The following is a 24,539-nucleotide window of genomic DNA, read 5'->3' as shown; positions in this document are numbered from 1 at the left end:
AAATGTGGTGACAATGAGCCGCATGGAGCGACGCGGGTTCCTCGTGGCGGCGATGGCGGCGGTGGCGGGATGCTCGGACGAGCATCGGCCACCTTCGACGCGCCGCACCGGGGGGACCGCCCCGGCCCCGCCGGTCCCCGCGGCCACGCCGACCGGCCCGGCCGACTGGAACGCGCTGGGACGCGGCCTGAGGGGGCGGCTGATCCGGCCGGACGACGCCGCCTACGACCTGGCCCGGCGCCTGTACGTGCCGCGTTTCGACCGGATCCGCCCGGCCGGGATCGCCTACTGCGAGAACCCCGAGGACGTCGCCGAGTGCCTGGCGTTCGGGGCCCGCGCGCGGGTGCCGGTGGCGGTGCGCAGCGGCGGTCACGGCTACGCGGGCTGGTCCTCGGGCACCGGGCTGGTCGTCGACGTCTCCCCCATGGACGCGGTCCGCGCCGAGGGCGGCGCCGGCGGGCGGGCCGTGGTGGGCGCCGGGGCCCGGCTCATCGACCTGTACGACCGGCTGGCCGATGAGCGGGTCGGGGTCCCCGCCGGGACCTGCCCCACCGTGGGCGTCGCCGGGCTGACGCTGGGCGGCGGGCTCGGCGTGATGTCCCGCGCGTACGGCCTGACCTGCGACGTCCTGGAGTCGGTCACGGTCGTCACGGCCGACGGCCGGGTCCGGGTCTGCGACGCCCGCCGCGACCCCGAGCTGTTCTGGGCGTGCCGCGGCGGCGGGGGCGGCAACTTCGGGGTGGCCGTCGAGTTCACCTTCCGCACCCACGAGGCCGCCGGCCTGACCACGTTCACCCTGCGCTGGCCCTGGTCGCGGGCCGCCGAGGTGATCCGCGGCTGGCAGCGCTGGGCGCCGGCCGCCCCGGACGGGATCTGGAGCAGCCTCCAGATCAACACCGCGCCCTCGGGCGGTGCCCCGACCGTGGACGTCACCGGGGTCGCGCGGTCCGACCCCGACCTCGGCCCGCTGGTGGCCGCCGTGGGACGCGACCCGTCCGGCCGGGAGGAGCGGCGCCTTTCGTACCTGGAGGCCATGAAGGTCACCGGCGGCTGCGCGGGCCGTACGGCCGCCGAGTGCCACGCGCGCGGCGACCTGCCGGGGCAGCGGCCGGAGGGCCGGTTCCCGCGCACCGACTACTCGGGCAAGTCGCACCTGGCCTACCGCCCCCTCCGGGACGGCGCGATCGACGAGCTGGCCGGGCGCTTCACCCGGGGGAACGGCGTCGCCGGACGCTCGGTGCTCATGGACGCGATGGGCGGCGCGATCGCCCGGGTCGCCCCCGGCGACACCGCGTTCCCGCACCGCCGGGCGCTGTTCTGCCTCCAGTACCTGGCGGACGGCGACGACCTCGGCTGGCTGCGCGCCACCCACCGGGCCATGGAACCCCATCTGGGCGGCGCCGCCTACGTCAACTACATCGACCCCGACCTGCGGGACTGGGGCCGCGCGTACTACGGCGCCAACCTCGGCCGGCTCGCCAGGGTCAAGGCCGCCTACGATCCGCGGGGGCTGCTGCGGTTCCCGCAGGGGGTCACCGCCGTGTGAGCTCCTCCAGCAGGCTCTCCGCCTTGACCTCGGCCTCGTTGAGGGCCCGTACGTGGCCGGGGGCCAGCTCCTCCACGCACCGGGTCATCGCGTTGGTCACCTGGCTGAACGCCGACTCCTCGGCGCCGCGCAGCGCGGCGCGCACGCTCGCCGAACGGGCGCCCAGCGCGGCCCATTCCAGCTCCAGCCGCGCCACCGCCTCGTCGAACGCCCGCGAGGTCTCGGCGCCCGCCTCCAGCAGCGGCCCGGGGATCGGCCCCCGGCCCGCCTGCCGGGCCTGGGTGGACAGCGCGGAGATCCGTCCGGCCAGGGAGAGCCCCTCGCGGGCCAGCGGCAGCACGTCGTGGATCAGGTCGGTGACCGCGGAGGCCAGCTCCTCCACCCGGCTCAGCAGGAGCTTGGTCGCCTCCTCCAGGCCGGCCGAGGTGGAGGCGGCGACCTGTTCGGCGGCCGCCCGCTGCTGCCGGGTCACCAGCGGCACGATCTCGGCGTCGAGCCGCCCCCGCAGCTCCCGCGTCCGGTCCGGGTCGTCCGGAACATCCGGGTCGTCCGGTCCGTCCGGTCCGCCGGGCGCGCCGGGGCCGCCCCGGTCGTCGGCGTGCCCCCGGCCCTCGGCGGGCTCGGGATGCTCGGCGTGCCCGGCGTGCTCCGCGCGCCCGGGGCCCAGCCGTTCCAGCCATCCCGCCCAGATCCGGTCGACCCGCTCCTGCCCGGACGCGGCGATCTCGCCGGTGATCTCCTCCAGGGCCTCGCCGGCCCGCGCCTTCAGCCGCTCCACGCGGCCGTAGAGCGCCTCCCGCTTGAACGGGTCGTTCAGCTCGTTCAGCAGGGTCTGCAGCCGCCGGGACACGTCGATCGCGTGCTCGGCCATGGGGACGAGCCGGTCGGCCAGCTCGTCGAGCGTCTGCGCCCGGCGCGGGTCGGTCAGCTCGGCCACCCACCCGGGAAGGTCGTGCGCCATGTGTCCCATGCTCCCACTTACCGGCCGGTCCCGGCGCACAACGCACCGCCGCCCGCGTCCCCCGGAGCGCTCTTCGGGCCATTCGCGCCGGTAAGTGTGTCGGTGCCCCGCGTGATCGCGGTAGCGTTGCACGTCGTGGCGGGCTATTCCGATGACCTTCGTCTTGCGCACGTGCTGGCGGACGGGGCCGACGACATCACGACCAAGCGCTTCCGGGCGCTCGATCTCGACATCGAGACCAAGCCGGATCTGACCCCGGTCAGTGATGCCGACCGCAGCGTCGAGGAGCAGATCCGGGGGACGCTCAAGCGCGCCCGGCCGCGCGACGCGGTGGTGGGCGAGGAGTACGGCCGGACCGGCTACGGGCAGCGGACCTGGATCATCGACCCGATCGACGCCACGAAGAACTTCGTGCGCGGCGTCCCGGTGTGGGCCACCCTGATCGCGCTCATGGAGAACGACGAGGTGGTGGTCGGGCTGGTCTCGGCGCCCGCGCTCAACCGGCGGTGGTGGGCGGCGCGCGGCGGCGGCGCCTGGACGGGGCGGAGCCTGTCGCGGGCCACCCGGATGCAGGTGTCGTCGGTGACGGACCTGGCGGACGCCTCGCTGTCGTTCTCCAGTCTCAGCGGCTGGGAGGAGCAGGACCGGCTGGACCGCTTCCTCGACCTCACCCGCGCGGTGTGGCGCACCCGGGCGTTCGGCGATTTCTGGTCGCACATGATGGTCGCCGAGGGCGCGGTGGACGTCTCCACCGAGCCCGAGGTGTCGCTGTGGGACCTGGCCGCCCTCCAGGTGATCGTGGAGGAGGCGGGCGGGATGTTCACCGACCTGTCCGGCGTGCCCGGCCCGGACGGCGGCAGCGTGGTGTGCACCAACGGCCACCTGCACGCCGACGTGCTGCGCACCCTGGGCGGCGGCCAGCTCTCCCTGCGCATCTGACCTGGGAGGTCCCGGGCTGGCCCTCCGGTCGAGTCACGACATATCGTGGAACGACCGCCCGCGTGCGAACGTTCTTCCTAGGGGCGGACGTACGGAGGTAGCAATGTCGACCCAGACCAAGCTCATCCTCGGCGGTGTGGCGGGATTCCTGGTCCTGTCCATCCTCGGCTGGTGGATCGCCGCGCTCGTCGTGCTCGGCGTCGTCGCGATCCCCGTAGTGGGATACATGATGCTCGACCCGTCCCAGCGGAAGCGGGTGCGGGCCCAGGGCCGCAAGCGCCTGGGCAGCTGACCGCCGGGCACCGCGTCCGCTAGCGTCGTCGTGTGACGCGGATCGGAGTGGTGGGCGCGGGGATCCTCGGCCTGGCCGTCGCCCGGCGCCTGGCCGCCCTGCGCCCGGACGCCCGGGTGACGGTCCTGGACAAGGAAGACCGTGTGGCGGCCCACCAGACCGGGCACAACAGCGGTGTCGCCCACGCGGGCCTCTACTACGCGCCCGGATCCCTGAAGGCGACGCTGTGCCGGCGCGGGATCGCCCTGCTGAAGGACTTCTGCGCCGACCGTGGCCTGCCGTACGAGGAGTGCGGCAAGGTCGTGGTGGCGCGCGACGCCGGTGAGCTGGCCGCGCTGGAGGAGATCGAGCGGCGGGCCACGGCCAACGGCGTGCCGGGCCTGCGGCGGCTGTCGGGCGCGGAGCTGCGCGAGATCGAGCCGCACGCGGCCGGGATCGCCGCCCTGCACTCGCCGACCACGGCGATCGTCGACTTCACCGCGGTGGCGCGGGCCTGCGCCGAGGACGTGCGGGCGGCGGGCGGCTCCGTCCGGCTGGGCCTGGAGGTCACCCGGATCGGCCGCGCGGGCGACGCCGTCGCGGTCATCGCCGGCGGGGAGCGGCTGGTGTTCGACCGGCTGGTCGTCTGCGCCGGGCTGCACTCCGACCGGGTGGCCCGGCTGGCGGGGGACTCCCCGGCACCGGCCATCGTGCCGTTCCGCGGCGAGTACTACCGGCTGGCGCCCGGGCGGGACGACCTGGTGCGCGGCCTGATCTACCCGGTGCCCGACCCGCGCTACCCGTTCCTCGGCGTGCACTTCACGCGCCGGGTGGGCGGGGGCGTCGACATCGGGCCGAACGCCGTCCTGGCCCTGGCCCGGGAGGGCTACCGGCGGCGCGACGTGCGGCCCGCCGAGCTGTGGGAGACCCTGACCCGGCCCGGGTTCGGGCGCCTGGCGCGCAGGCACTGGCGCACCGGGCTCAGGGAGATGTACGGCTCCGCGGTCAAGCGCGCCTTCCTCGCCGAGGCCCGCGCGTTCGTCCCCGCGCTGGAGGCGGCCGACATGGTGCCCGCCCCGGCCGGCGTCCGCGCCCAGGCGGTCGACCCGGACGGGTCCCTCGTGGACGACTTCCGGATCGGGCGGCTGGGGCCGGTCACGACCGTGCGCAACGCCCCGTCCCCCGCCGCGACCTCCGCCCTGGCCATCGCCGAGCACCTGGCCGGCGGGGTGCTGGAGGACTGACCCGGCGGGTCACCACAGCTTGCGCTCGTCCCCCCGCGGGTCGGTGACGACGGGGTTCGCCTCGCCGTCGAAGACCTTCACGCGCCGGGTGGCGGGATCGAAGGGGTCCCAGCGGGGGTCGCCGTGGACGGCGAAGTCCACCCAGGCCCGGTGCATGGCGGCGGCCAGCGCCCGGGGCGGGTTGGGACCGGCCATCCCGACGGTGTCGGCGTTCAGGTTGTCGAAGACGAAGCCCAGCTCCAGCGCGTGGCAGGCGCCCAGGCCGGGGTCGGGGGAACGCCAGGCGAACTCGTACATCCAGGTGCGCCCGGGGAGGTGGCCCTCGGCGAGGCGGTTGGCGGGGATCCGGAAGACGGCGTCGGTGATCAGCGTGGCCAGCAGCTCGCCCGGGGTCTCCTCGGGGCGGCGGTCGCGGTAGGCGGCGACCACCTCGGGGGTCGCGCCCATCCCGATCGCCACGGGGGCGACCAGGTCCTCGGTGAGCGCGGCGGCCAGCCCGGTCGGCATCAGGAAGAACCGGAACTCCTCGCTGGTGTACCCGGTGAGCAGGTCGACGTCGCGGCCCGCGCCCGCGGCGACCGCGTCCTCGGGCCTGCGGGTGAGCAGGTCGCCGTCCAGGACCGGGATCAGCGCCATCCCGGCGGAGGCGGTGCTGGCGCCCCAGCGGTCCGGGTCGGGCACGGCGGCCACCTCGGCCGAGACGGCGCTCTGCACCGGGATGATCGCGGCCGGGTCGAGGGCGGCGAACCCTTCGGCGGTCGGCTCCACGCCCAGCCGGGCGGCGATCTCCCGGGTCACCAGCAGGGCGTCCGCCTCGGTCTGCGCGACGGCGCCCGCCCCGCTCTGGGCGATGGCCCGCCGGAAGAGCCCGAGGTCGAGCGAGAGCAGCGTGCTGACGCTCATCCCGCCCGCCGACTCCCCGAACACGGTGACCCGCTCGGGGTCACCCCCGAACGCGGCGATGTTGTCGCGGACCCATGCGAGCGCGGCGATCTGGTCGCGCAGCCCGCGGTTGGCGGGGGCTCCGGGCAGATGGGCGAACCCCTCCACGCCGAGCCGGTAGTTGATCGTCACGCAGACCACGCCGTCCCGGGCGAAGCGCGCGCCGTTGTAGATGCTCACCGCCCCCGACCCGTTGCGGAAGGCCCCGCCGTGGATCCACACCATCACCGGCGCCCCGTCGTTCAGGGGGGACGACCCCCCTGTACCCGCCGGCGCCCAGATGTTCAGGTTCAGGCAGTCCTCGCCAGGGATCCGCGGATCGGGCACCAGCCGGTCGAACGGAGCGGGGTAGCCGGGCTTGGGCGCGGTCGGCCCGTAGGCGGTGGCGTCGCGGATCCCGTCCCAGGGCTCGGGCGGCTCGGGCGGCCCGAACCTGCGCGGGCCGAACGGCGGCGCGGCGTACGGGACGCCGAGCCAGGCGGCGACGCCGTTCTCGACGGTCCCGCGGACCTTGCCGTACGAGGTCTGGACGACCGCCTCCATACGCGCCCTCTCCTAGAACGAGATTCGAGTGACCCGAGCGTAGCGAGTGGCCCGCGGCGGCGGAAGCCGGGCCCGGGGTGACCGGGTCAGCCGCCGGGGCGGCGGAGCATGCGGGTCAGGTACTCGCGGGCGAACGCGCGCATGTCGTCCTCGTCCTCCAGGGTCAGCCCGCCGCCGGGCACCAGCAGCAGCGAGAACGCCGTCCGCAGCAGCACCTCGGCCACCGTCGCGTAGTCGTCGCGGTCGTCGGGGCGGGCCCGGCGCAGGCGGTCGGCCAGGATGTCCCGGGCCGCGATCATGACGGCGCCGCCGTTCATGCCGAGCTGGGCGAGGAACGCCTCCGGCTCGCTATGCAGGACGCGGGTCATCAGCGGCTGGGTGCGCGCGCCCCGCAGGCCCACGACGAACCCCTCGACCAGGGCGTCCTCGGCGGTGGGCAGGCCCTCGGTCGCGTCCGCGATCGAGGTCAGGAACCGGCGGCACTCCCGCAGGATCACCGCCTGGGCCAGGTTGTCCTTGTTCCCGAAACGGCGGTAGATCGTGGTGCGGGCGACCCCGGCGCGCCGGGCGACGTCCTCGGCGCTCACCCGGCGCAGCCCGTAGGTCTCGAACTCCGCGAGCGCGGCGTCCAGGATGCGGGTGTCCAGGTCGTCCTCGCTCCCGTCGTCCGACAGGCGGGCCAGCAGCCCGGTGAGGGGACGCGCGTCCATGGTCATGCCCGCACACTAGCCCGGAGACGACTGTGAGACATAGCTACACTATGTGTAGTTCTGTCCTCCGCCCCCTGGCGGTGCAGGCGCGCGGCGGGTGAACGGGGGTCAGGACCGGATGCGGGCGTCGTAGGCCTTGCGGGCCTCCGGGTCGTACTCCAGGAAGATCTTGTCCAGGCCGTAGCGGCGGGAGATCGCCTGCTTGACCTTCTCGGGGAACAGCCCGCCCATGCGGACCTGGGCGGCGAGCTTGCGCGGGACGACCGCCTGCGGGCGGGGCCGGCCGACCAGCTCGACCACGGCGGCGGCGATGTCCTCGGGCTCGCAGTTCCGCTGCCCCTTGGGGCTGCGGGTGCCCGCGACCAGGTCGGTGTTGGTGAACGTGGGCAGCACGGCGCTGACGTGCACGCCGCGGTCCTGGACCTCCAGCCGGGTGGCCTCGGTGAAGGCGATCACGGCCGCCTTGCTGGCGTTGTAGAGGGCCAGGCCGGGGGTGAACAGCACGCCGGCGAGCGAGGCGATGTTGATCACGTGGCCGGTGCCGCGCGGCAGCATCCGCTCCAGGGCGAGCTTGGTGCCGAGCATGACGCCGTGGACGTTGATGTCCATGCAGCGCCGGGCGTCGGCGTCGCTCTCGTCGGTGACCGGGCCGATCGGCATGATCCCGGCGTTGTTGATCAGTACGTCGAGGGGGCCGGCCTCCTCCTCGACCTTGCCGAGGAACGCGGCGAACGACTCCCGCGAGGTGACGTCCACCGGGAACGCGGCCAGGCCGAGCCGCTCGCCCGCCTCCTTGGCCGCGGTCTCGTCGATGTCCCCGATCACCACGGTGGCGCCCTTGGCCTTGAGCGCGCGGGCGGTGGCGAACCCGATCCCCCGGGCCGCGCCGGTGATCGCGATGACCTTGCTCATCAGTGGTGCTCCAAACGTTCGAGTCGTACGGGCAGCCCGTCCTTGGGCGAGGGCAGCGAGGTGGTGTCCAGCGGCCACTCGTAGCCGCCGGGCACGCTCCAGCGGTACCGCAGCAGGACCTGGTGCAGGATGCTCTTGACCTGCATCCCCGCGAAGTGCAGCCCGATGCACTTGTGCGCCCCGCCCCCGAACGGCGCCCAGGCGTACTTGTGCGCCTTGTCCTCGCGCCGGTCCGGGGCGAAGCGTTCGGGGTCGAACCGCTCGGGGTCCGGCCACCACTCGGGCATGTGGTGGTTGGTGAGCATCGGCAGGATCACGGTCGTCCCGGCGGGGATGTGGAAGCCCAGGAGGGAGGTGTCCTTGACGACGCGGCGGGGCAGCGCCGGGACGGGGGCCACCATCCGCAGCGACTCCTTCATGACCAGGTCGGCGGAGGGCAGCGCGTCCAGGTCGGCGAACTCCAGCACCGGCTTGCCGAGGGCCCGCGACTCCGCGCGCAGCCGTTCCTGCCATTCGGGGTGCCGGGCCAGCTGGTAGGCCATCGTGGTGAGGGTGATCGTGGTGGTGTCGTGCGCCGCCATCAACGCGAAGATCATGTGGTTGACGACGTCGTCGTCGGTGAAGCGGTGCCCGTCGTCGGTCTCGGCCTGGCAGAGCGCGGCGAACAGGTCGTCCCCGCTCTGCTCGCGCTTGGCGGGCAGGTGCCGGCGGAAGAACTCCTCCAGCGTCGCCCGGGCGCGCACGCCCTTGTGCCAGCGCAGTCCCGGCACCGGGAAGCGGACGTAGGCGGTGCCGGCGCGGACCGCGTCGATGAACGCGCCGTTGATCCGGTCGGCCTCGGCGCGGTCCAGCTCGACGCCCATGAACACGTCGGTGGCCAGGTCGAGGGTGAGCTGCTTGACGTGGTCGTAGACCTTGAAGCCCGCGCCGGGCTCCCACGCCCCGATGCCGTCCTTGATGCCCGGCGCCATCGCGTCCATGTACGCCTGGAGCCGCGTCCTGGTGAACGCCTGCTGCATGATGCGCCGGTGGTGCAGGTGCTCCTCGAAGTCCAGGAGCATGATGCCGCGGTAGAAGAACGGGCCGATGAAGTAGCTCCAGGCGGGGCCGTTGGCGAACGCCTTGTCGCGGTTGACCAGCACCGCCTCGGCGGCCTCCGGGCCCTGCGCGGTCACGATCCGCTGCCCGAGCAGCCATCCCCAGGAGACCGGGCCGAACTGCTCGTACCGTTTCCGGGCGGTCGCGAACGGATCCCGCATGACCTGGAGGGTGTTGCCGACGAGCGGGATGCCGGGCTGCCCGCGCACCGGCCGGAGATCGCTGCCCTCCGGGGGCGGCGCGAGGATGGTGGCCATGGGTCCTCCCGAGGGGGCGGGACAAGAGGAACAAAAGCACAAAATGTGTAGCTTTGTTGTAACGCAAGGGACGCCCGGAAGTCCAGGGTCGGCGAGCCCTCAACCCGCGGCCCGGGGACGCAGCAGGCGCCGCCGCGCCGCCTCGGTCAGCGGCCGGTACGCCCCCGAGCGGTCCCGGTGGTACGCCCGCCCCCCGGCCGCGGACGGGACGCCGTCCGCGCGCAGCGGGGCCGTCCGCAGCCGTCCCCCGGCGGTCACCGGCACCTCGTCCACGATCCTGACCAGCGCGGGGCGCAGCGCGGGCTCCACCCTCAGCAGCGCCTCCGTCAGGTCGATCGGCCTCAGCTCGCCGCCCTCGCGCAGGCTGACGGCCGCGACCGCCAGCTCGGCCCCGCCGGCCGGGACGCCGTAGACGGCGACGACGTCGATGTAAGGGAGATCACCGAGCGCGTCCCGGATCGGCCCCGGCGGGACGACGCCCTCCGCGGTGCGGATCAGCTCGGCCTCCTTGCCGAGCAGCCAGTGGTCGCCGTCGGCGTCGCGGCGGAAGAGGTCGCCGGTCGCGGTCCAGGCGTCGCCGGGCGCGAACAGCCCCCGCAGCGGCCGTCCGGGCACCGCCTCCGCCCGACCGGGACCGGCCCGGGCGACCAGCGTGCCGATCTCGCCGGGCGCGCACTCCTCCGCGAGCCCGTCCGGCCCCTCGGCGACGCGCCCGCGCTCCAGGTCGTAGCGCGCCAGGCGCGTCTCGGCGCCGCCCGGCAGCGGGCGTCCCAGCGACCCGGGCTTCTTGCCGCTCACGTTGACCAGGATCGCCTCGGCCTCGGTGGAGGCGTAGAACTCCAGGACCCGGGCGGGCGCGAACCGTTCCTCCACCCGGCGCCACAGGCCGCGCGGCATCCCCGAGCCGATGAACAGCCGCACGGGGTGGTGCCGCTCGCCGGGGTGCGGCGGCGCGTTCACCAGGTCGCGCAGGAGCGTCCAGGTGTAGGAGGCGACGGTGACACCGTACCGGCGCGTCTCGTCCCAGAACGTCCCGGGGTCGTAGGCGCTGGCCAGCGCCAGCCGGGCGCCGCCGGCCGCCGCGCCGCCCAGGCTCATCAGCAGCGCCGAGGGGTGCTGGAGCGGGGTGAGGCTGTAGACGGTGTCGGCCGGGGACAGCGCCGCCGAGGAGGCCGTCCCGAACGCCGACAGCGCCCACCGCCGGTTGGTGATCCGGTTCGCCCGCAGGTGCTCGCCGTCCCCGGTGAACAGCACGAACGCCAGGTCGCCGGCGCAACCGGGGTTGGGCCGGTACCAGCCGGGCGGCGTGACCCGGGCGGGGTCGATCGTCTCCATGTCGAACACCCCGGCGGGCCGGTCCGCGCCCCCGCCGAGCAGGAGGACCTCCACGCCGATGGCGGCGGCTCGGCGGACGTTGACGGGGTCGGCGACGACCCTGGTCACCTGGCCCAGTTCGGCCTCCCGCCGCGGGTCCCCGTCCGGGCGCAGCAGCACCGCCACCGCCCCCAGCCGGCTGAGCGCGGCCACCACCGCCAGCGCGCTCGGCCGGGTGTCCATCAGGACGCCGACCGGGTCCCCCTGCCGCACCCCGACGCGGATGAGCCCGCGGACGACCGCGTCGATACGGCGCTTGGCCGCGTCCTGGGTGTGGGCGCGCCCCTGGTAGAGGAAGAACACGTCGTCGGGCGCGCGTCCGGCCTGCTCGTCGAGCAGCAGCCCCAGGGACATGCGGGTGTCGGGCCGGATCCGTTCCAGCCGGGAGAGCCGGGGGAGGTTCTGCGCGGCCTGGTGGGCGAGCCTGCGGGAGCCGCGGACGGCGCCGGCCGCCGAGCGCACCGCGCCAGCGCCGATCCCGGCCGCCAGCCGCAGCCCGTACCCCGCGTCCGCGGGCGGCGGGGGCGCCTCCTCCCCCACCGGGACGATGATCTCCGGTGCTTCCCCGCCGCTCTCCCGCCAGCGCGTCCACCCGGCCACCGCGGGCCAGGTCCGTTCCACCGCGAGGCTCCCCACCACCAGCCCGAAGTGGCCCGCGCGCAGGGACGCCTCGTACACCTCGGCCCGCGGCGCCGCCCGCCGGATCCCGCGCACCATCCCCGGCGAGGCGATCTCGTCGGCCTCCCCGACGAACGCCAGCACCGGGCAGGAGATGTCGGCCAAAGTGACCAGCCGGTCGCCGATCACGAATCCGCCGGTGAGCATCCGGTTGTGCGCGATGAACTGGCGGACGAACTCGGCCAGCGCCGGTCCCGGCCACGACACCCAGCCCTCGCGCTCCAGGAAGCGCCGCTGCCGCTCCCGCGGCGCGAGCCGTTCCCGGTCGTGCAGGGCCAGGATGAACTCCACCCGGCTGCGCACCGACTTGACCGGGCTCAGGAGCTGGAACCCGGTCCGGGTGACCCAGCCGGGCACGGCGACCCCGCCCAGCAGCCACTCGGGGACGCGCCCGGCGCCCTCGGACGCGACCCAGGCCGGCAGCCCGAACGGCAGCCCGACGCTGGTGTCGGCGGGACTGCCGAACGTCACCACCGACGCGATGCCCTCCGAACGCCGGTACGCCGCGGCCTGGTAGCAGAACATGCCGCCCTGCGAGTACCCGGCCAGGTGCACGTCCCGTCCGGTCAGCGCGCGCACCCGGTCGACGGCCTCACCGACGGCCACGACGTGGTCGCTCACCGTGCGCTCCAGCCCGCCCGGCTCGTGCTCGGGCGCGCCGAAGTCGACCACCCACGGGTCCACGCCCAGATCGTCCAGGACCCGGACGGCGCTGACCCGCGAGGAGACGTCGTACACCTCCGCGGTCATCATCAGCGGCGGCACCAGCAGCACGGCGGGCCGCGGCCCGCCGCCCGGGAAGTAGTGCCGCAGCCTGTGGGCGCGCCGCTCGTCCACCACCTCGTAGGGCGAGGCGTCCTCACCGGTGTCCAGCCCGCCGAAACGGGCGACCTCCAGGGCGTTCTGCACGGTGCGGAGCACCGGGCCGATCACAGGGCGCATCGCCGACATGCTGCTAGAGAACGCGCGCCCCGTCCATACCGCCCGAACGCAGACGCTCCCACATGTACCTCCGGCGCGGCTTGCCGCTGGAGGTGCGCTGGATCAGCCCGGCGCCGATCACGATGGTCACCTCGACGTCGTCGCCCAGCCGCCGGCGCAGCGTCTCGCGGACCTCACCGGCCCAGGAGCCGTCGGCGGTCTCGGCGAACAGCGCCAGCCCGCGGGTGCCCGCACCGGGCACCCCGACCACCACGATCCGGCCCTTGCCGAGCCCGGTGATCTCGGCGATCTTGGACTCCAGGTCCTCGACGTACACCGAGCGGCCCCGCACCTTGATGCTGTCGCCCATCCGGCCGAGCACGAACAGCTGGCCGTCATGGAAGAAACCGGCGTCCCCGGTGTAGACCCGGCCCCCCTCGAACCGCGTGGACTTGCCCTCGGCCCCGGCGTAGTACCCCGGGCACGCCGACTCCCCGCCCACCACGATCTCGCCGAGGCTGCCCTCCGGCAGCTCCCGCCCGCCGTCGTCGACGATCGCGACCGGCACGTCCTCCTCGGGCGTCCCGCAGCCGACCACCCAGCCGGCCTTGGCGCCGACCGACGCCTCGCCCAGCTCGTGCCGGTCCAGGATCGCCACCGGCCGCCCGAACTCCAGCGACGCCTCGTCCGGCCGTACCGCCAGCGGCCTGCGCCGCACCTGGTCCATGGTGACCAGCAGGGTCGTCTCGGCCATCCCGTAGGCGGGCTTGAACGTCTCGCGCGCGAACCCGAACGGCTCCACCACCCGGGCGAACACCTCCAGCGCGTGCGGGTCGATCGGCTCGGCGCCGATGATCGCCGTCCGCCACCCCGACAGGTCCACGCCCTCCAGCTGCTCGGGCTTGATCCTGCGGGCCGCGTAAGCGAAGGCGAACGGCGGCGCGGCCGTGTGCGCGGCCTCCGCGAACGTGCGCACCCACCGCGCGGGGTCGCGGATGAACTGGTCGGGACGCATCAGGCGCAGCTCGGCCTGCCGGGAGATCGGGGTGAGGAAGCAGCCGATCAGCCCCATGTCGTGGTAGAGCGGCAGCCAGGAGGAGACCACGTCGTCCTCGTGGAACCCGGCGGTACGGGCGATCAGCTCGGCGTTGGCCTCCAGGTTGTCCCAGGTGACCATCACCCCGCGCGGGGCGCCGCTGGACCCGGAGGTGAACTGCAGCAACGCCAGCTCGCCCGCCTCACGTACCTCCGCCTCGGCCTCGCCCTGGCGGGGCCGCCACGGCCGCCCGGGCAGCCCGGCCGACTCCAGCGCCCGCGCGGCCAGCGGCGCCAGCTCGTCCGAGGCGATGGTCAGCACCGGCCGGGCCTGCTCCAGGATCGCCGCCACATGGGCCACGTAGTCGTCGCCGTCCTGGAACAGGGGCGGCGTGATCAGGCACACCGTGGCACCCGCCGCCCAGACCCCGTAGTAGGTCTCGATGCAGGTGAAGTCGGTCGGCAGGACCAGGCACACCACGTCGCCCGGCCGTACGCCCTCCTCGATCAGGGCCGCGGCCGTCCGGCGCGCGGCCCCCGCCATCACGCCGTACTCGCGGAACTCCCAGGAGCCGTCGTCACCCGCCAGATGGACGCCGCGTCCGGCCTTCGGCTTGTCCAGCCAGTCCCGCAGCGCTGATGCCATCTCGTTCCCTCCGTCCGGCTACCCAACCGTTGGGTAACTTAGAGGAACCGGGCGATCAGCCGCCACCCCAGCAGAACGGCCGCCAGAAACGACGTGGCCACAACAACGAACGCGAACGCGGTGCCCTGCCCCGACACGGCCCGCAGCAGCATCCCCACGACCACGGTCGTCGCCCAGATCCCCACCCCACTGGGCACCAGCACCTCGGGCCGCCGCCACGCCCGCGTCACGCCCCACCCGGCGGCGAGCCCCACCAGGAAGGGCCAGGCCGTACCGGCGAACCCGGCCAGGCTCGCCCCCTCCTCATGCGAGGCCCGCCCGATCGCCACGAAGACAAGCACCAGGCAAACGTCCAACCCCGCCGCAACCCCATTCCGCATGCCGCCAGCATATGAACGACCACACCTTGACTTGCGGCGAGTTGCCGTCCCGGAGCCGCCCAAGGCAGCAACTCGCCGCAAGTCAAGGAGAGCGCAAGCGCGCGAAGGCGCGAAGGCGCGAAGGCGCGAAGGCGCGACCTGTAGAGCAAGCGCGCGCAGCGCGCGAAGCGAGAAAAGCGCGGGCAAAGGGGCGAAGCCCCGAGCCCGCGCAGCCGGGGGTTCCAGGGGGTCGCCCCCCTGGGAGAAATGCAAAGAGGCCCCTCGGGGAGGCACGCGAAGCGCGCCGACCAAGGGGCCCCTAGGACCTCGTAGCGGGGGCAGGATTTGAACCTGCGACCTCTGGGTTATGAGCCCAGCGAGCTACCGAACTGCTCCACCCCGCGGTGATGTCTTAACTCTATGGGGCTCAGGAGGCTTAGGCAAACCAGTTTGGCGTCCGGCGGCTCGCGGGGTCGTCCGTCAGCCCATGTGCGGGTAGCGGTGGTCGGTGGCGGGGACGAAGGTCTCCTTGATGGAGCGCGGGGACGTCCAGCGCAGCAGGTTCAGCATCGAGCCCGCCTTGTCGTTGGTCCCGGAGGCGCGTCCGCCGCCGAACGGCTGCTGCCCGACCACGGCGCCGGTGGGCTTGTCGTTGATGTAGAAGTTGCCGGCCGCGTACCGCAGGGTCTCGGAGGTACGGGCGATCGCCTGCCGGTCTCCGGCGATGACGGCGCCGGTCAGGGCGTACGCGGAGACCGATTCCATCTGGGTGAGGACCTCGTCGTAGCGTTCGTCGTCGTACACGTGGACGCCCAGGATCGGCCCGAAGTACTCGGTCTTGAAGATGTCGTTGTCGGGGTCGCCGGACACGAGCACGGTGGGGCGCACGAAGTAGCCGACGGAGTCGTCGACGGTGCCGCCGGCGACGATCTCGACGGCCGGGTCGGACTCGGCGCGCCGGATCGCGTCGCGGTTCTTGGCGAACGCGCGGGCGTCGATGACGGCGCCCATGAAGTTGCCCAGGTCGGTGACGTCGCCCATGGTCAGGCCCTCGACCTCGGCCACGAGCTCGTCCTTGAGGCCGTTCTCCCAGAGGGAGCGCGGGACGTAGGCGCGGGAGGCGGCGGAGCACTTCTGTCCCTGGTACTCGAACGCGCCCCTGATCAGGGCGGTCTTCAGTATCGCGGGGTCGGCGGAGGGGTGGGCGACGACGAAGTCCTTGCCACCGGTCTCCCCCACGAGCCGCGGGTACGTCCGGTAGCCGGAGATGTTCTCGCCCACGGCGCGCCACAGCTTCTGGAACGTGGCGGTGCTGCCGGTGAAGTGGATGCCGGCCAGGTCCGGGTGGGGCAGGGCGGCCTCCGACACCGCGAGCCCGTCACCGGTCACGAGGTTGATGACGCCCGGCGGCAGCCCGGCCTCCTCCAGCAGCCGCATGGTCAGCACGGCCGAGTGGGTCTGGGTCGGGGACGGCTTCCACACGACGACGTTGCCCATGAGGGCGGGCGCGGTGGGCAGGTTCGCGGCGATCGCGGTGAAGTTGAACGGGGTGATCGCGTAGACGAACCCCTCCAGGGGCCGGTGGTCGGTCCGGTTCCACACGCCGGGGCTGCTGATCGGCTGCTCGGCCAGTGCCCGCGCGGCGAAGTGCACGTTGAACCGCCAGAAGTCGACCAGCTCGCACGGGCTGTCGATCTCCGCCTGCTGGACGGTCTTGCCCTGGCCCAGCATGGTCGAGGCGAGGATGGTCTCCCGCCACGGCCCGGCCAGCAGGTCGGCGGCGCGCAGGAAGATCGCCGCACGGTCGTCGAAGGACATCGCCCGCCAGGCCGGAGCCGCCGCCAGCGCGGCGTCGATCGCGTCCCGGGCGTCCTCGGCGGTGGCGGTGCCGAAGCGCCCGAGCACCGCGGCGTGCCGGTGCGGCTGGACGACGTCGACCTTGGCGCCGGCGCCCATCCTGCGCACGCCGCCGATCGTCATCGGCAGGTCGATCGGGGCCTCCGCCTGGAGTTCGGCGAGCCTCTCCTCCAGCCGGGCCCGCTCGGGACTGCCCGGCGCGTAACCGCGCACGGGCTCGTTGGCCGGCTGCGGCACCTGGGTCACGGCGTCCATGGGGTCCTCCACAAGGTGGGTCAACGGGATACGAACGAGCGCAGGAAGAAGGCGAGGTTGGCGGGGCGTTCGGCCAGCCGCCGCATGAAGTAGCCGTACCAGTCGTCCCCGTACGGCACGTAGACGCGCATCCGCTCGCCCGCCTCGGCCAGGCGGCGCTGTTCGGCGGCGCGGATGCCGTAGAGCATCTGGAACTCGTAGGAGCCGGGTTCGCGCCCGTTCAGCCGGGCCAGGTCCAGGGCGATCGCGACGATGCGCGGGTCGTGGCTGCCGACCATCGGGTGGCCCGTGCCCTCCATGAGGAGCCGCAGGCCGCGGACGTAGGCGCGGTCGACCTCGGCCTTGCTCTGGTACGCGACCGACGCGGGTTCGGCGTAGGCGCCCTTGACGAGCCGTACCCGGGAGCCGGCGAGGTCCCGCAGGTCGCCCTCGCTCCGGCGCAGCATCGACTGGATCGCGACGCCGACCCAGGGAAAGTCGGCGCGCAGGTCCCTCACCACGTCCAGGGTCGGGTCCACCGTCGTGTGGTCCTCCATGTCGACGGTGACGGTCATCGCGAGACGGTCGGCGGCCGCGCAGATCGCCCGCGCGTTGTCGAGCGCGATCGCCTGCCCGCCGGGCAGGGCCCGGCCCAGCGCCGAGAGCTTGACCGAGACCTCGGCGTCCTTGGTCAGCCCGTTCTCGGCGAGGGCCTCGAAGAGCTCCAGGTAGGCGTCCCGGGTGCGGTCCGCCTGTGCGCGGTCGGTGGTGTCCTCTCCCAGATGGTCCAGGGTCACCGAGAGTCCGGCGCGCGTCAGTCCCCGCGTAACCTCGATCGCGTTCCCTAGCCCCTCACCGGCCACGAACCTGTCGACGACGCTCCTGGTCAGGGGCATGCCGGTGACGAGGCGGCGGATCCGCTCGCTGCGCGCGGACGCCAGGAGCACGGAGCTGAGCATGGGAACCTCCCAAACGGCTGAATACCGGGCACGGTACGCTCCGTTCACCTCCTCCAGATACAGTCGATTGTCACTTTCCGACGGGGAGTCCTTCATACAAATGTCTGAAAGAGACGACCTCCAGGACATCGTCGAGACCGCAGCCGACCTGCTGCGCGCGCCGGCCACCCTGGAGGACCGCGACTTCCACCTCGTCGCGTACGCCGCGCACGGCCCGACCATCGACCCGGTGCGGACGCAGTCGATCCTGCACCGGCGCTCGACCGAGGAGGTCAGGTCCCGGTTCGAGCGGCACGGCATCGCCCGCGCCACCGGCCCGGTCCGCATCCCGGCCGACCCCGCCGCGGGCCTGCTCGCCCGCCTCTGCCTGCCCGTCCGCTGGAACGGCGTCACCTACGGCTACCTGTGGCTGCTCGACCACGACCAGCACATCTCCGCGACCCTCGCCGCCCAGGCCGTCCCGCTCACCGAACGCGCCGGGCTGCTGATGGCCCGCCAGTCCCGGGACCGCGACGACCTCGGCTGGAAGCTCGCCGACCTCCTCACCACCCGGCCCGACGTCCGGGCCCAGGCCACGAGCGAGCTCGCCGAGATCCTCACTCCCCCGTTCAGCGTGGCGGTCCTGCGCGGCGACGACCTCGGCCCGCTGAACCCGTGGCTGCTCCCCCGCCGCGTCCTGACCACGGTCTGGGAGGGCGACCACATCCTGGTCACCCCGCCGGACAACGCCGTCCACATCGTCGAACGGGCACGCCAGCTGCTGATCGAGCGCAGGCCGTCCCCCACGTACGCGGGCCTCTACGGCCCCTGCGACGGGCTGGCCGAGTTGCGCGAGGGCTGGCTGCGGGCCCGGGTCGCCGCCCGCACCGCCGCCGACGGCGAGACCCGCACCTGGTCCTCCCTCGGCGCCCTGCGCCTCCTGCGCTGCGCCGACGACGCCTCCCTCGCCGAGGCGGCGCTCCCCGCCGGGCTCGCGCCGCTCCTCGACCACCCCGACCTGACCCGGACCGCCCGCGTCTTCCTCGACCACGCCGGCGCCGTCCAGGAGACCGCCCGCGAGCTGAGCATCCACCGGCAGACCCTCTACCACCGTCTGCGCCGCATCGAGGAGCTGACCGGCCTCACCCTCTCCAAGGGCCAGGACCGCCTCACGCTCCACCTCGCCCTGACCCTGCACCCCCACCTCAATAATTGACCGATCGTTCCCGAAAGCTCTAAGCTCTCCCGCATGGCGAGAACCAAGGAGTTCGACCCGGACGAGGTCCTGCAGCGCGCCCTGGAGCTCTTCTGGGAACGCGGCTGCGATAACACCTCGATGGCCGACCTCGTCGAACACCTGGGCATCGCCCGGGCCAGCCTGTACGCCACGTTCGGCAGCAAACGCGAGCTCTACTTCAAGGCGCTGGCCCGCTACCGGGAGGCCACCGACACGGCCCTCGTGGAGGCGCTCTCCCAACCCGGCCCGGTCCTCCCGGCCGTACGGGACCTGATCGAGCGGTACGCCCGCGACCCCCGCGGCTGCATGGTCGTGAACACCGCGGTCGAGCTGGCCTCCCGGGACGACCAGGCGGCGCGCTGCGTCGAGGCGAGCTGGACCCACCTCGAGGCCACCCTCACCTCGGCACTGACCCGAGCCCGGGCCCAGGGCGAACTGCCGGCGGACAAGGACCCGCGGGCGCTCGCGCGCTTCCTCATGGTCATCTTCCAGGGCATGCGCGTGATCGCCAGGACCCCCTCCCCCGAGGACCGCCTCCGCGACGCCGTGACGCAGGCCCAGGCGCTCCTCGCCTGACGCCCCCCGAACAAGGGCTCCACACACCCCCTTTCTAGATCGATCATTCTCAAAAGGAGCATCATGCGAGGCAAGACCGTCCTCATCACCGGCGGCGGCACGGGAATCGGCCGGGCCACCGCGCTCGCCTTCGCCCGCGAGGGCGCCACCGTCGTGGTCTCCGGCCGCACCCCCGGCCCGCTGGCCGACACCGTGAAGCTGATCGAGACCGACGGCGGCAAGGCCGACCACATCCCCGCCGACGTCGCGAAGGCCGCGGACGTACGCCACCTGATCACGACCACCGTCGAGCGTCACGGCGGCCTGGACGTCGCCGTCAACAACGCCGGGGCGTTCTCGGCCGCCCCCATCGCGGAGATGGACGAGGACGCGTGGGACGCCCTCCTGGCCACCAACCTCACCGGAACGTTCCTCCCGATGAAGTACGAGATCGCTCACATGAGCGCCCACGGCGGCGGCACGATCGTCAACGTCTCGTCCAACATCGGCGCCCACCAGCGGCTCCCCGGCACCGGCGCCTACGCGGCCACCAAGGCCGCCGTCAGCAGCCTCACCCGCACCGCCGCCCGGGAGAGCATCGGCCAGGGCGTCCGCATCAACGCCGTCAGCCCCGGACCGGTCGAGACCTCGATGTCCCTCTTCCCCGGCGAGGACGAGGCCGACCGGGCGGAACGCCTCAGCACAGCCCTCCCCATCGGCCGCGCGGGCACCGTGGAGGAGATCGCGGCCAGCATCCTCTGGCTGGCCGGCCCCGAGTCCAGCTTCGTGGTAGGCCACGACCTGGTCATCGACGGCGCCGCCACAGCCTGACCGGCCGCGCAAAGCGCGGGCAGGGGCGAAGCCCCGAGCCCGCGCACAGCGGTCCCAGAGGGCCCGACGTTATCCGCGATGCCGGCCACAGGCGTCACGAGCATGGTGCCGCGGCATCACGTCGCCGGCTGCCAGCACTTCGGCCAGTGCCGCAGCGAACTCTTCCAGTGCCTCGACACGCCCCATGGGAGTGGCCGACTCCGCGACGCCATCATCGCGGCGGCACAGCCATGTCCGGCCGTCGTCGTCGGTGAGCACGATGACCTTCGTGCCGGCCAGGCGAAAGGTGGCGTCCTTGTGGCCACCCCCGGTCAGGACGTCCTCCATGCTGGGCGTCTCGCTCATCGGGTGGCCTCCCGCAGGTGCTCACGTACGTCGCTGATCTCTCGCACCCCGCCTCCCTTCGCGGGTGTCGCCCACCGGCGAGAGCGTTCATCCCTCAACGACCGCCCCGAAGTCGTGGATGGCGGCCCCGTTCCATGGTCGCAACGGGAAAGACCCGCTCAGACGTTACGGGTCAGCGCGTACCTGTCCCGGGGCCGCCCGGGCCTTGGGGCGATGACCTGGTCTTCCATGGTTCAGCGCGACATGTGGTAGACGACACCGTCGAGAGTGTCATCAGCGTAGGCGGCCGAGTTGGTCAGGTGGCCGTCGTAGGGGCCGACTTTCGTCACCGTACGGCCGTCTCTGAACACGATCTGCAGGCCATGCTCGGGCTCCCAGTCACACTCGCATTCCAGTGACACATAGACGTGCCGGTCGCCGTAGTGGTCGCGGCTGATGACCGGCCTATCCCCGAAACGGATGTGATCGAGTACGTCGTCCGGGCTTTGGATCTCGACGAACCAGTCGTCGTCCCCCTCAGCCACGATGTCGTTCATGATGTCGCGGTAGTACGCGAAGATCGACGGCGTGGCCGCGACCAGCGCCGACCGGTCAAGCGCCAGGAACGTGCGGATCGCAGCGTGGAAGTCCTCGGGTGTGGGGTCATCGTCATAGCCATCGATGATGATGCGGCAGGGAGCACCGCCCAACACAGGCACGGGCACAGGCCCGCTCTGATACCAGCCCAGATCGACGTCCTCGGTGACCTGGCCCAAGCCGGGAATCTGCATGCCGCCAGAGTAGAAGGAGGAAGCTTGTGGCAGTCGGCAGTCGCCGAAGATCCAATGGAAACGATCTGAAGGCCGTCGTCCGCCCGTTCCCGTAGTGGCGACGGGAAGGCCCGCTCAGTCGTCACGGGCCAGCGCATACAGCAATGCCGCCATGGACGTGCCGTTGGGCATCTCTCCCTTGGCAACCAGATCGGGCACTGTACGCAGCGGCACCCACTCGACGCGCTCGGCTTCCCAGTCCTCGGCAGGCGGCCCGATGTACTCGGCGCCGTCCGCAAGGAAGATGTGGTGGCGGCTGTCGGAGATCCCGGACCAAGGATGGATCGCCGGCCGCGTGGGTGGTCATGGCGAACCGCAGGCGGTCCCACCTGATGTCGATGTCGGGCCGGTGCTCCATCTCGATCGCGACCCTGGCGACCTCGGCCACGATCCGCATCGCCACGTCGTACTCGACCGCGAACGTACGGCTGATCTCGGAGGTGTCTCCAGACCATCCCGTGTCCGCGAGGCGCTCGGCGACCCGTTCGGCGGTAAGGGGGGTCCTCAGGCTCACGTGTGCCCTCCCATGCTGCTCAGCAGCTCCTGAAGCTGCCGCCCCGGCAGCTCCCACGCCCAGGGTCTCGTGCGAGACCGGAGCCCTGACAGCTCCCGTCGCATGCGTTCGGAGCCAGTCGCGTTGGCAAGTTCGACGACCTCTCCGGCGATGGTCACGGCGCGCTCGGGCTCGTGATGGACCGCGTACGCCTGAGCCTGCCGGGCCAGGAACAACCCCCACATCCCGCCACGCGCACGGCGGCCCGGAGCGACGGCATGATCCGCTCCCATTGCGTCAGTGCGTCTGCCGCCTGGCCGAGGCGGACAAGGCAGGTCGCGCGCTGGACGTCGATGTAGTGCGGCGTGAGGCACGCGCCGCCCCACGGGTACGCGTCGTCGATCTGGTCGACGAGCGCGGCGGCCTGGTCCAGGAGGCGGTTGCACTCGTCTCGCGCGTCGCCGTCCTCGGTGAGGGAGATGCCGTGCGCCGTCTGCTGCAATGCCAGAACGCGTACCTTCGGCGCCAGGGCCGACGCCTCCTGGAGCGCGGCCCGCGCCAGTTCGAGGACACCATGCCCGTCGAGGAGGTCCGCGTGCAGCATCGCCTTGTTGTGCAGCGCGAACGCGACGAGCTGGCGATCGTTGGAGCGGTGCGCCCGCTCGAGCCTCACGTCATGCCAGTGCACCGACCGGTCGATGTTCCCGCCGTCCTGGTAGAGCCAGCCCAGGAACGCGGCGTATCCGGCGGCCAGCGACCATAGTCGGGGCCGCAGCCCCCACCCCGCGGAACGGAGGACGGGCCGTTCGGCCGCTGTGCCGGCGGCCGGGTGCCACGATGGGCTGCTCGTCCACCTCCTGAGCGGTCGCGCCCAGCGCGGCCTGGGATGGGGTTCACGTGCCAGCCGTAGAAGCGCAAGGCGCGCCAGCGCCGAAGCGTGAGCGGGTCCGTGAAACGTAAGCGCAAGGCGCGCCAGCGCCGAAGCGCGGAACCAGAGAACGCAAGCGCGCGCAGCGCGCGAAGCGAAAGCGCGGGCGAAGGGGCGAAGCCCCGAGCCCGCGCAGCCGGGGGTTCCAGGGGGTCGCCCCCTGGGAGAAATGCGAAGAGGCCCCTCGGGGAGGCACGCGAAGCGCGCCGACCAAGGGGCCCCTAGGACCTCGTAGCGGGGGCAGGATTTGAACCTGCGACCTCTGGGTTATGAGCCCAGCGAGCTACCGAACTGCTCCACCCCGCGGTGATGTCTTAACTGTAGGGCATATGGGTGGGGGCGCCAAATCGGTTTCAGCGGGACGCGCAGGAGGGCACTTCGCCCTTGCCGCTGTTGATGGCGTCGATGGCGCTGATGGAGCCCTTCAGGGTGTCGGCGCGGACGAGGCGGAGGCCGTCGGGACGGGCGGCGAGGGCGTCGGCGCAGTTGTCCTTGGGGGTGAGGAAGACGGTGGCGCCGGCGCGCCGGGCGGCGATCATCTTCTGCTGGATGCCGCCGATGGGGCCGACCTGGCCCTGGGGGGTGATGGTGCCGGTGCCGGCGATGAAGGTGCCGCCGGTGAGGGGGCCGGGGGTCAGCTTGTCGACGATGGCCAGGGAGAACATCAGGCCGGCGCTGGGGCCGCCGACGTCGCCGACACTGATGTCGATCTTGAACGGGAAGCGGTACTGGTCGGTGAGGACGATGCCCACCACGGCGCGCCTGCCGTCCGGGGCGGCGACGGTGGTCAGGGTGACCTTGTCCTCCTTGCCGGAGCGCCGGAAGGTCACGGTGACCGGTTCACCGATCTTCCGCTTGGCCATCTGCCCGGTGACGGCGGGGACGCTGGAGGCGGGGACGCCGTCCACGGCCGTGATCTCGTCGCCGGGGCGCAGCTTGCCGTCGGCGGGGCGGCCCTTCTGGACCGAGTCGACCACGACCTGGGTGCCGACCTTGATGCCGAGTTCGTTGAGGGCGGCGGCCTCGGCGCTCTGCTGGGAGTCGCGCATCTGCCGGGTGTTCTCCTCGTCCACCTGCTTCGGCGACTCGTCCTTGGGGAAGATCGTCTCCTCCGGGACGACCGCGATGTCGCCGTCCAGCCAGCCCCGCAGGGCGCTGAACAGGTCGATCCGGCCGCCGGGGCCGCCCCGGTAGGTGACCGTGGTGAAGTTGAGGTGCCCCTGGTCGGGGTAGGTCCGCCGTCCCTCGATCTTGATGAGGGGCTCGCCCTTCTCGTTGGTGCCGAGGGTGTTGCTGGTCGGGCCGGGCATCAGCGCGACGTACGGCACGGGCATGAGCGAGCCGACCAGGGCCAGCACCAGGACGAGCACGCTCGCGACGGCGAGCGTGGCGGCACGACGAGACATGCGGAAACTCTATGCGGCGCAGGGGGTTCAGCAGGCCCCGACCCACTCGTCGGTCCCGTCGGCGAACAGCTGGTGTTTCCAGATGGGCACCTGGGCCTTGAGGTCGTCGATGAGGCGGCGGCAGGCGGCGAACGCCTCGGCGCGGTGCGGGCAGGACGCGGCGACGACCACCGCCAGGTCGCCGATCTCCAGGTCGCCCACCCGGTGGACGGCCGCCAGGGCCCTGACCGGGAAGTCGGCGGCGACCTTCTCCATGACCGCGCGCAGTTCCCGTTCGACGGTGGGATGGGCGCTGTAGGAGAGGCGGCGCACCTCCTTGGCGTGGTCGGAGTCGCGCACGGTCCCCACGAAGAGGGCGACACCGCCCGCGCCTCGGTCGCCGACGGCGCCGAAGACCTCGTCGACCGACAGCGGTGTCTCGCGCACCCCGACCAGCCTGATGACGTCCTGCCCACTGACCTCGCTCACGT

General features: G+C 72.9%; 23 protein-coding genes and 2 tRNA genes. 7 read left to right on the top strand and 18 right to left on the bottom strand.

The genetic code is table 11. The annotated features are described in order from the left end of the window. Nucleotides 1–22 precede the first annotated feature (22 nt). Nucleotides 23–1,546: an FAD-binding oxidoreductase gene (locus tag IW256_RS07855; RefSeq protein WP_197010317.1), complete on the top strand. Its 1,524-nt coding sequence runs from the start codon at nucleotides 23–25 to the stop codon at nucleotides 1,544–1,546. Here the strand turns inward: IW256_RS07855 and IW256_RS07850 are convergent. After that, a complete protein-coding gene (locus IW256_RS07850; RefSeq protein WP_197010316.1) occupies nucleotides 1,533–2,507 on the bottom strand; it encodes a hypothetical protein in 975 nt (324 codons plus the stop codon). The two genes, IW256_RS07855 and IW256_RS07850, sit on opposite strands and share 14 nt — an antisense overlap. A gap of 135 nt (nucleotides 2,508–2,642) precedes the next feature. Here IW256_RS07850 and hisN point away from each other — a divergent pair, with 135 nt between their 5' ends. The 3 genes from hisN (at nucleotide 2,643) to lhgO (ending at nucleotide 4,961) form a co-directional block, all read left to right on the top strand. Next, nucleotides 2,643–3,446: a histidinol-phosphatase gene (gene hisN, locus IW256_RS07845; RefSeq protein ID WP_197010315.1), complete on the top strand. Its 804-nt coding sequence runs from the start codon at nucleotides 2,643–2,645 to the stop codon at nucleotides 3,444–3,446. A gap of 103 nt (nucleotides 3,447–3,549) precedes the next feature. Beyond that, complete coding sequence (locus IW256_RS07840; protein WP_197010314.1) at nucleotides 3,550–3,738, top strand: hypothetical protein; 189 nt, start codon at nucleotides 3,550–3,552, stop codon at nucleotides 3,736–3,738. 32 nt (nucleotides 3,739–3,770) lie between these two features. Beyond that, a complete protein-coding gene (lhgO, locus tag IW256_RS07835; RefSeq protein WP_307828785.1) occupies nucleotides 3,771–4,961 on the top strand; it encodes an L-2-hydroxyglutarate oxidase in 1,191 nt (396 codons plus the stop codon). A gap of 9 nt (nucleotides 4,962–4,970) precedes the next feature. On the opposite strand, the gene IW256_RS07830 is transcribed toward lhgO, so the two are convergent. The 10 genes from IW256_RS07830 to IW256_RS07785 form a co-directional block, all read right to left on the bottom strand. Next, a complete protein-coding gene (locus IW256_RS07830) occupies nucleotides 4,971–6,446 on the bottom strand; it encodes a carboxylesterase/lipase family protein (RefSeq protein ID WP_197010313.1) in 1,476 nt (491 codons plus the stop codon). Nucleotides 6,447–6,532: 86 nt separating this feature from the next. Further along, nucleotides 6,533–7,162, bottom strand: coding sequence for a TetR/AcrR family transcriptional regulator (locus tag IW256_RS07825; protein ID WP_197010312.1), 630 nt, complete (start codon nucleotides 7,160–7,162; stop codon nucleotides 6,533–6,535). Between the two features lie 102 nt (nucleotides 7,163–7,264). Continuing rightward, nucleotides 7,265–8,068 (bottom strand): SDR family oxidoreductase, encoded by an 804-nt coding sequence (locus IW256_RS07820; RefSeq protein ID WP_197010311.1) that lies wholly within the window; start codon nucleotides 8,066–8,068, stop codon nucleotides 7,265–7,267. Further along, complete coding sequence (locus IW256_RS07815) at nucleotides 8,068–9,423, bottom strand: cytochrome P450 (protein ID WP_197010310.1); 1,356 nt, start codon at nucleotides 9,421–9,423, stop codon at nucleotides 8,068–8,070. Before IW256_RS07815 ends, IW256_RS07820 begins: the two co-directional genes overlap by 1 nt. A 99-nt stretch (nucleotides 9,424–9,522) precedes the next feature. Next, the gene (locus IW256_RS07810) at nucleotides 9,523–12,417 is read right to left on the bottom strand and encodes an AMP-binding protein (RefSeq protein WP_231403696.1); all 2,895 of its coding nucleotides are present in this window, start codon (nucleotides 12,415–12,417) and stop codon (nucleotides 9,523–9,525) included. A gap of 13 nt (nucleotides 12,418–12,430) precedes the next feature. After that, nucleotides 12,431–14,077 carry an AMP-binding protein gene (locus IW256_RS07805; protein ID WP_197010308.1) on the bottom strand — a complete coding sequence of 549 codons (1,647 nt, stop codon included), beginning with the start codon at nucleotides 14,075–14,077 and terminating at the stop codon, nucleotides 12,431–12,433. Between the two features lie 38 nt (nucleotides 14,078–14,115). Then, nucleotides 14,116–14,457 carry a DUF3054 domain-containing protein gene (locus IW256_RS07800; RefSeq protein WP_197010307.1) on the bottom strand — a complete coding sequence of 114 codons (342 nt, stop codon included), beginning with the start codon at nucleotides 14,455–14,457 and terminating at the stop codon, nucleotides 14,116–14,118. A gap of 309 nt (nucleotides 14,458–14,766) precedes the next feature. Next, nucleotides 14,767–14,840, bottom strand: a tRNA-Met gene (locus IW256_RS07795). Between the two features lie 76 nt (nucleotides 14,841–14,916). After that, nucleotides 14,917–16,548 (bottom strand): L-glutamate gamma-semialdehyde dehydrogenase, encoded by a 1,632-nt coding sequence (pruA, locus tag IW256_RS07790; RefSeq protein WP_197010306.1) that lies wholly within the window; start codon nucleotides 16,546–16,548, stop codon nucleotides 14,917–14,919. 20 nt (nucleotides 16,549–16,568) lie between these two features. Then, nucleotides 16,569–17,486 carry a proline dehydrogenase family protein gene (locus IW256_RS07785; protein WP_197010305.1) on the bottom strand — a complete coding sequence of 306 codons (918 nt, stop codon included), beginning with the start codon at nucleotides 17,484–17,486 and terminating at the stop codon, nucleotides 16,569–16,571. Between the two features lie 100 nt (nucleotides 17,487–17,586). On the opposite strand from IW256_RS07785, the gene IW256_RS07780 reads away from it, so the two are divergent. The 3 genes from IW256_RS07780 to IW256_RS07770 all read left to right on the top strand — a co-directional run bounded on the left by IW256_RS07780 (nucleotide 17,587) and on the right by IW256_RS07770 (nucleotide 20,088). Next, on the top strand, nucleotides 17,587–18,681 hold the full coding sequence (locus tag IW256_RS07780; protein ID WP_197010304.1) for a PucR family transcriptional regulator: 1,095 nt from the start codon (nucleotides 17,587–17,589) through the stop codon (nucleotides 18,679–18,681). 33 nt (nucleotides 18,682–18,714) lie between these two features. Then, nucleotides 18,715–19,278: a TetR/AcrR family transcriptional regulator gene (locus tag IW256_RS07775; protein ID WP_197010303.1), complete on the top strand. Its 564-nt coding sequence runs from the start codon at nucleotides 18,715–18,717 to the stop codon at nucleotides 19,276–19,278. 63 nt (nucleotides 19,279–19,341) lie between these two features. Next, nucleotides 19,342–20,088 carry an SDR family NAD(P)-dependent oxidoreductase gene (locus tag IW256_RS07770; protein ID WP_197010302.1) on the top strand — a complete coding sequence of 249 codons (747 nt, stop codon included), beginning with the start codon at nucleotides 19,342–19,344 and terminating at the stop codon, nucleotides 20,086–20,088. Between the two features lie 69 nt (nucleotides 20,089–20,157). Here IW256_RS07770 and IW256_RS07765 read toward each other — a convergent pair whose 3' ends face one another. From IW256_RS07765 to IW256_RS07735, 7 genes are all read right to left on the bottom strand, one after another. Continuing rightward, the gene (locus IW256_RS07765) at nucleotides 20,158–20,433 is read right to left on the bottom strand and encodes a hypothetical protein (RefSeq protein ID WP_197010301.1); all 276 of its coding nucleotides are present in this window, start codon (nucleotides 20,431–20,433) and stop codon (nucleotides 20,158–20,160) included. A 233-nt stretch (nucleotides 20,434–20,666) separates the two neighbouring features. Next, nucleotides 20,667–21,203 (bottom strand): DUF6985 domain-containing protein, encoded by a 537-nt coding sequence (locus IW256_RS07760; RefSeq protein ID WP_197010300.1) that lies wholly within the window; start codon nucleotides 21,201–21,203, stop codon nucleotides 20,667–20,669. A gap of 121 nt (nucleotides 21,204–21,324) precedes the next feature. Further along, nucleotides 21,325–21,756: a 4a-hydroxytetrahydrobiopterin dehydratase gene (locus IW256_RS42675; RefSeq protein WP_197010299.1), complete on the bottom strand. Its 432-nt coding sequence runs from the start codon at nucleotides 21,754–21,756 to the stop codon at nucleotides 21,325–21,327. 154 nt (nucleotides 21,757–21,910) lie between these two features. Beyond that, nucleotides 21,911–22,408, bottom strand: coding sequence for a hypothetical protein (locus IW256_RS07750; protein WP_197010298.1), 498 nt, complete (start codon nucleotides 22,406–22,408; stop codon nucleotides 21,911–21,913). Nucleotides 22,409–22,895: 487 nt separating this feature from the next. Continuing rightward, nucleotides 22,896–22,969: transfer RNA gene (locus tag IW256_RS07745), tRNA-Met, on the bottom strand. A 47-nt stretch (nucleotides 22,970–23,016) separates the two neighbouring features. Beyond that, nucleotides 23,017–24,069: a YlbL family protein gene (locus IW256_RS07740; RefSeq protein ID WP_197010297.1), complete on the bottom strand. Its 1,053-nt coding sequence runs from the start codon at nucleotides 24,067–24,069 to the stop codon at nucleotides 23,017–23,019. A gap of 27 nt (nucleotides 24,070–24,096) precedes the next feature. Continuing rightward, nucleotides 24,097–24,537, bottom strand: a complete 441-nt coding sequence (locus tag IW256_RS07735) for a molybdenum cofactor biosynthesis protein MoaE (protein ID WP_197010296.1) — start codon at nucleotides 24,535–24,537, stop codon at nucleotides 24,097–24,099. Nucleotides 24,538–24,539: the final 2 nt, after the last annotated feature.

Origin of the sequence: Actinomadura viridis (genome assembly GCF_015751755.1) — a bacterium.
Classification (GTDB): Bacteria; Actinomycetota; Actinomycetes; order Streptosporangiales; family Streptosporangiaceae; genus Spirillospora; species Spirillospora viridis.
The sequence above is the reverse complement of the archived record's forward strand: the minus strand, read 5'-3'. Positions and strand labels throughout refer to the sequence as shown.

Bases quoted from the DNA above. Each gene is read 5' to 3' on its own strand.
- IW256_RS07815 (WP_197010310.1), bottom strand. From the start codon at position 9,423: ATGGCCACCATCCTCGCGCCGCCCCCGGAGGGCAGCGATCTCCGGCCG.
- IW256_RS07740 (WP_197010297.1), bottom strand. From the start codon at position 24,069: ATGTCTCGTCGTGCCGCCACGCTCGCCGTCGCGAGCGTGCTCGTCCTG.
- IW256_RS07825 (WP_197010312.1), bottom strand. From the start codon at position 7,162: ATGACCATGGACGCGCGTCCCCTCACCGGGCTGCTGGCCCGCCTGTCG.
- IW256_RS07765 (WP_197010301.1), bottom strand. From the start codon at position 20,433: ATGAGCGAGACGCCCAGCATGGAGGACGTCCTGACCGGGGGTGGCCAC.
- IW256_RS07840 (WP_197010314.1), top strand. From the start codon at position 3,550: ATGTCGACCCAGACCAAGCTCATCCTCGGCGGTGTGGCGGGATTCCTG.
- IW256_RS07830 (WP_197010313.1), bottom strand. From the start codon at position 6,446: ATGGAGGCGGTCGTCCAGACCTCGTACGGCAAGGTCCGCGGGACCGTC.
- IW256_RS07760 (WP_197010300.1), bottom strand. From the start codon at position 21,203: ATGCAGATTCCCGGCTTGGGCCAGGTCACCGAGGACGTCGATCTGGGC.
- IW256_RS07810 (WP_231403696.1), bottom strand. From the start codon at position 12,417: ATGCGCCCTGTGATCGGCCCGGTGCTCCGCACCGTGCAGAACGCCCTG.
- IW256_RS07770 (WP_197010302.1), top strand. From the start codon at position 19,342: ATGCGAGGCAAGACCGTCCTCATCACCGGCGGCGGCACGGGAATCGGC.
- IW256_RS07850 (WP_197010316.1), bottom strand. From the start codon at position 2,507: ATGGCGCACGACCTTCCCGGGTGGGTGGCCGAGCTGACCGACCCGCGC.
- IW256_RS07855 (WP_197010317.1), top strand. From the start codon at position 23: ATGGAGCGACGCGGGTTCCTCGTGGCGGCGATGGCGGCGGTGGCGGGA.
- IW256_RS07780 (WP_197010304.1), top strand. From the start codon at position 17,587: ATGTCTGAAAGAGACGACCTCCAGGACATCGTCGAGACCGCAGCCGAC.
- IW256_RS07785 (WP_197010305.1), bottom strand. From the start codon at position 17,486: ATGCTCAGCTCCGTGCTCCTGGCGTCCGCGCGCAGCGAGCGGATCCGC.
- IW256_RS07805 (WP_197010308.1), bottom strand. From the start codon at position 14,077: ATGGCATCAGCGCTGCGGGACTGGCTGGACAAGCCGAAGGCCGGACGC.
- pruA (WP_197010306.1), bottom strand. From the start codon at position 16,548: ATGGACGCCGTGACCCAGGTGCCGCAGCCGGCCAACGAGCCCGTGCGC.
- IW256_RS07800 (WP_197010307.1), bottom strand. From the start codon at position 14,457: ATGCGGAATGGGGTTGCGGCGGGGTTGGACGTTTGCCTGGTGCTTGTC.
- IW256_RS07820 (WP_197010311.1), bottom strand. From the start codon at position 8,068: ATGAGCAAGGTCATCGCGATCACCGGCGCGGCCCGGGGGATCGGGTTC.
- IW256_RS07775 (WP_197010303.1), top strand. From the start codon at position 18,715: ATGGCGAGAACCAAGGAGTTCGACCCGGACGAGGTCCTGCAGCGCGCC.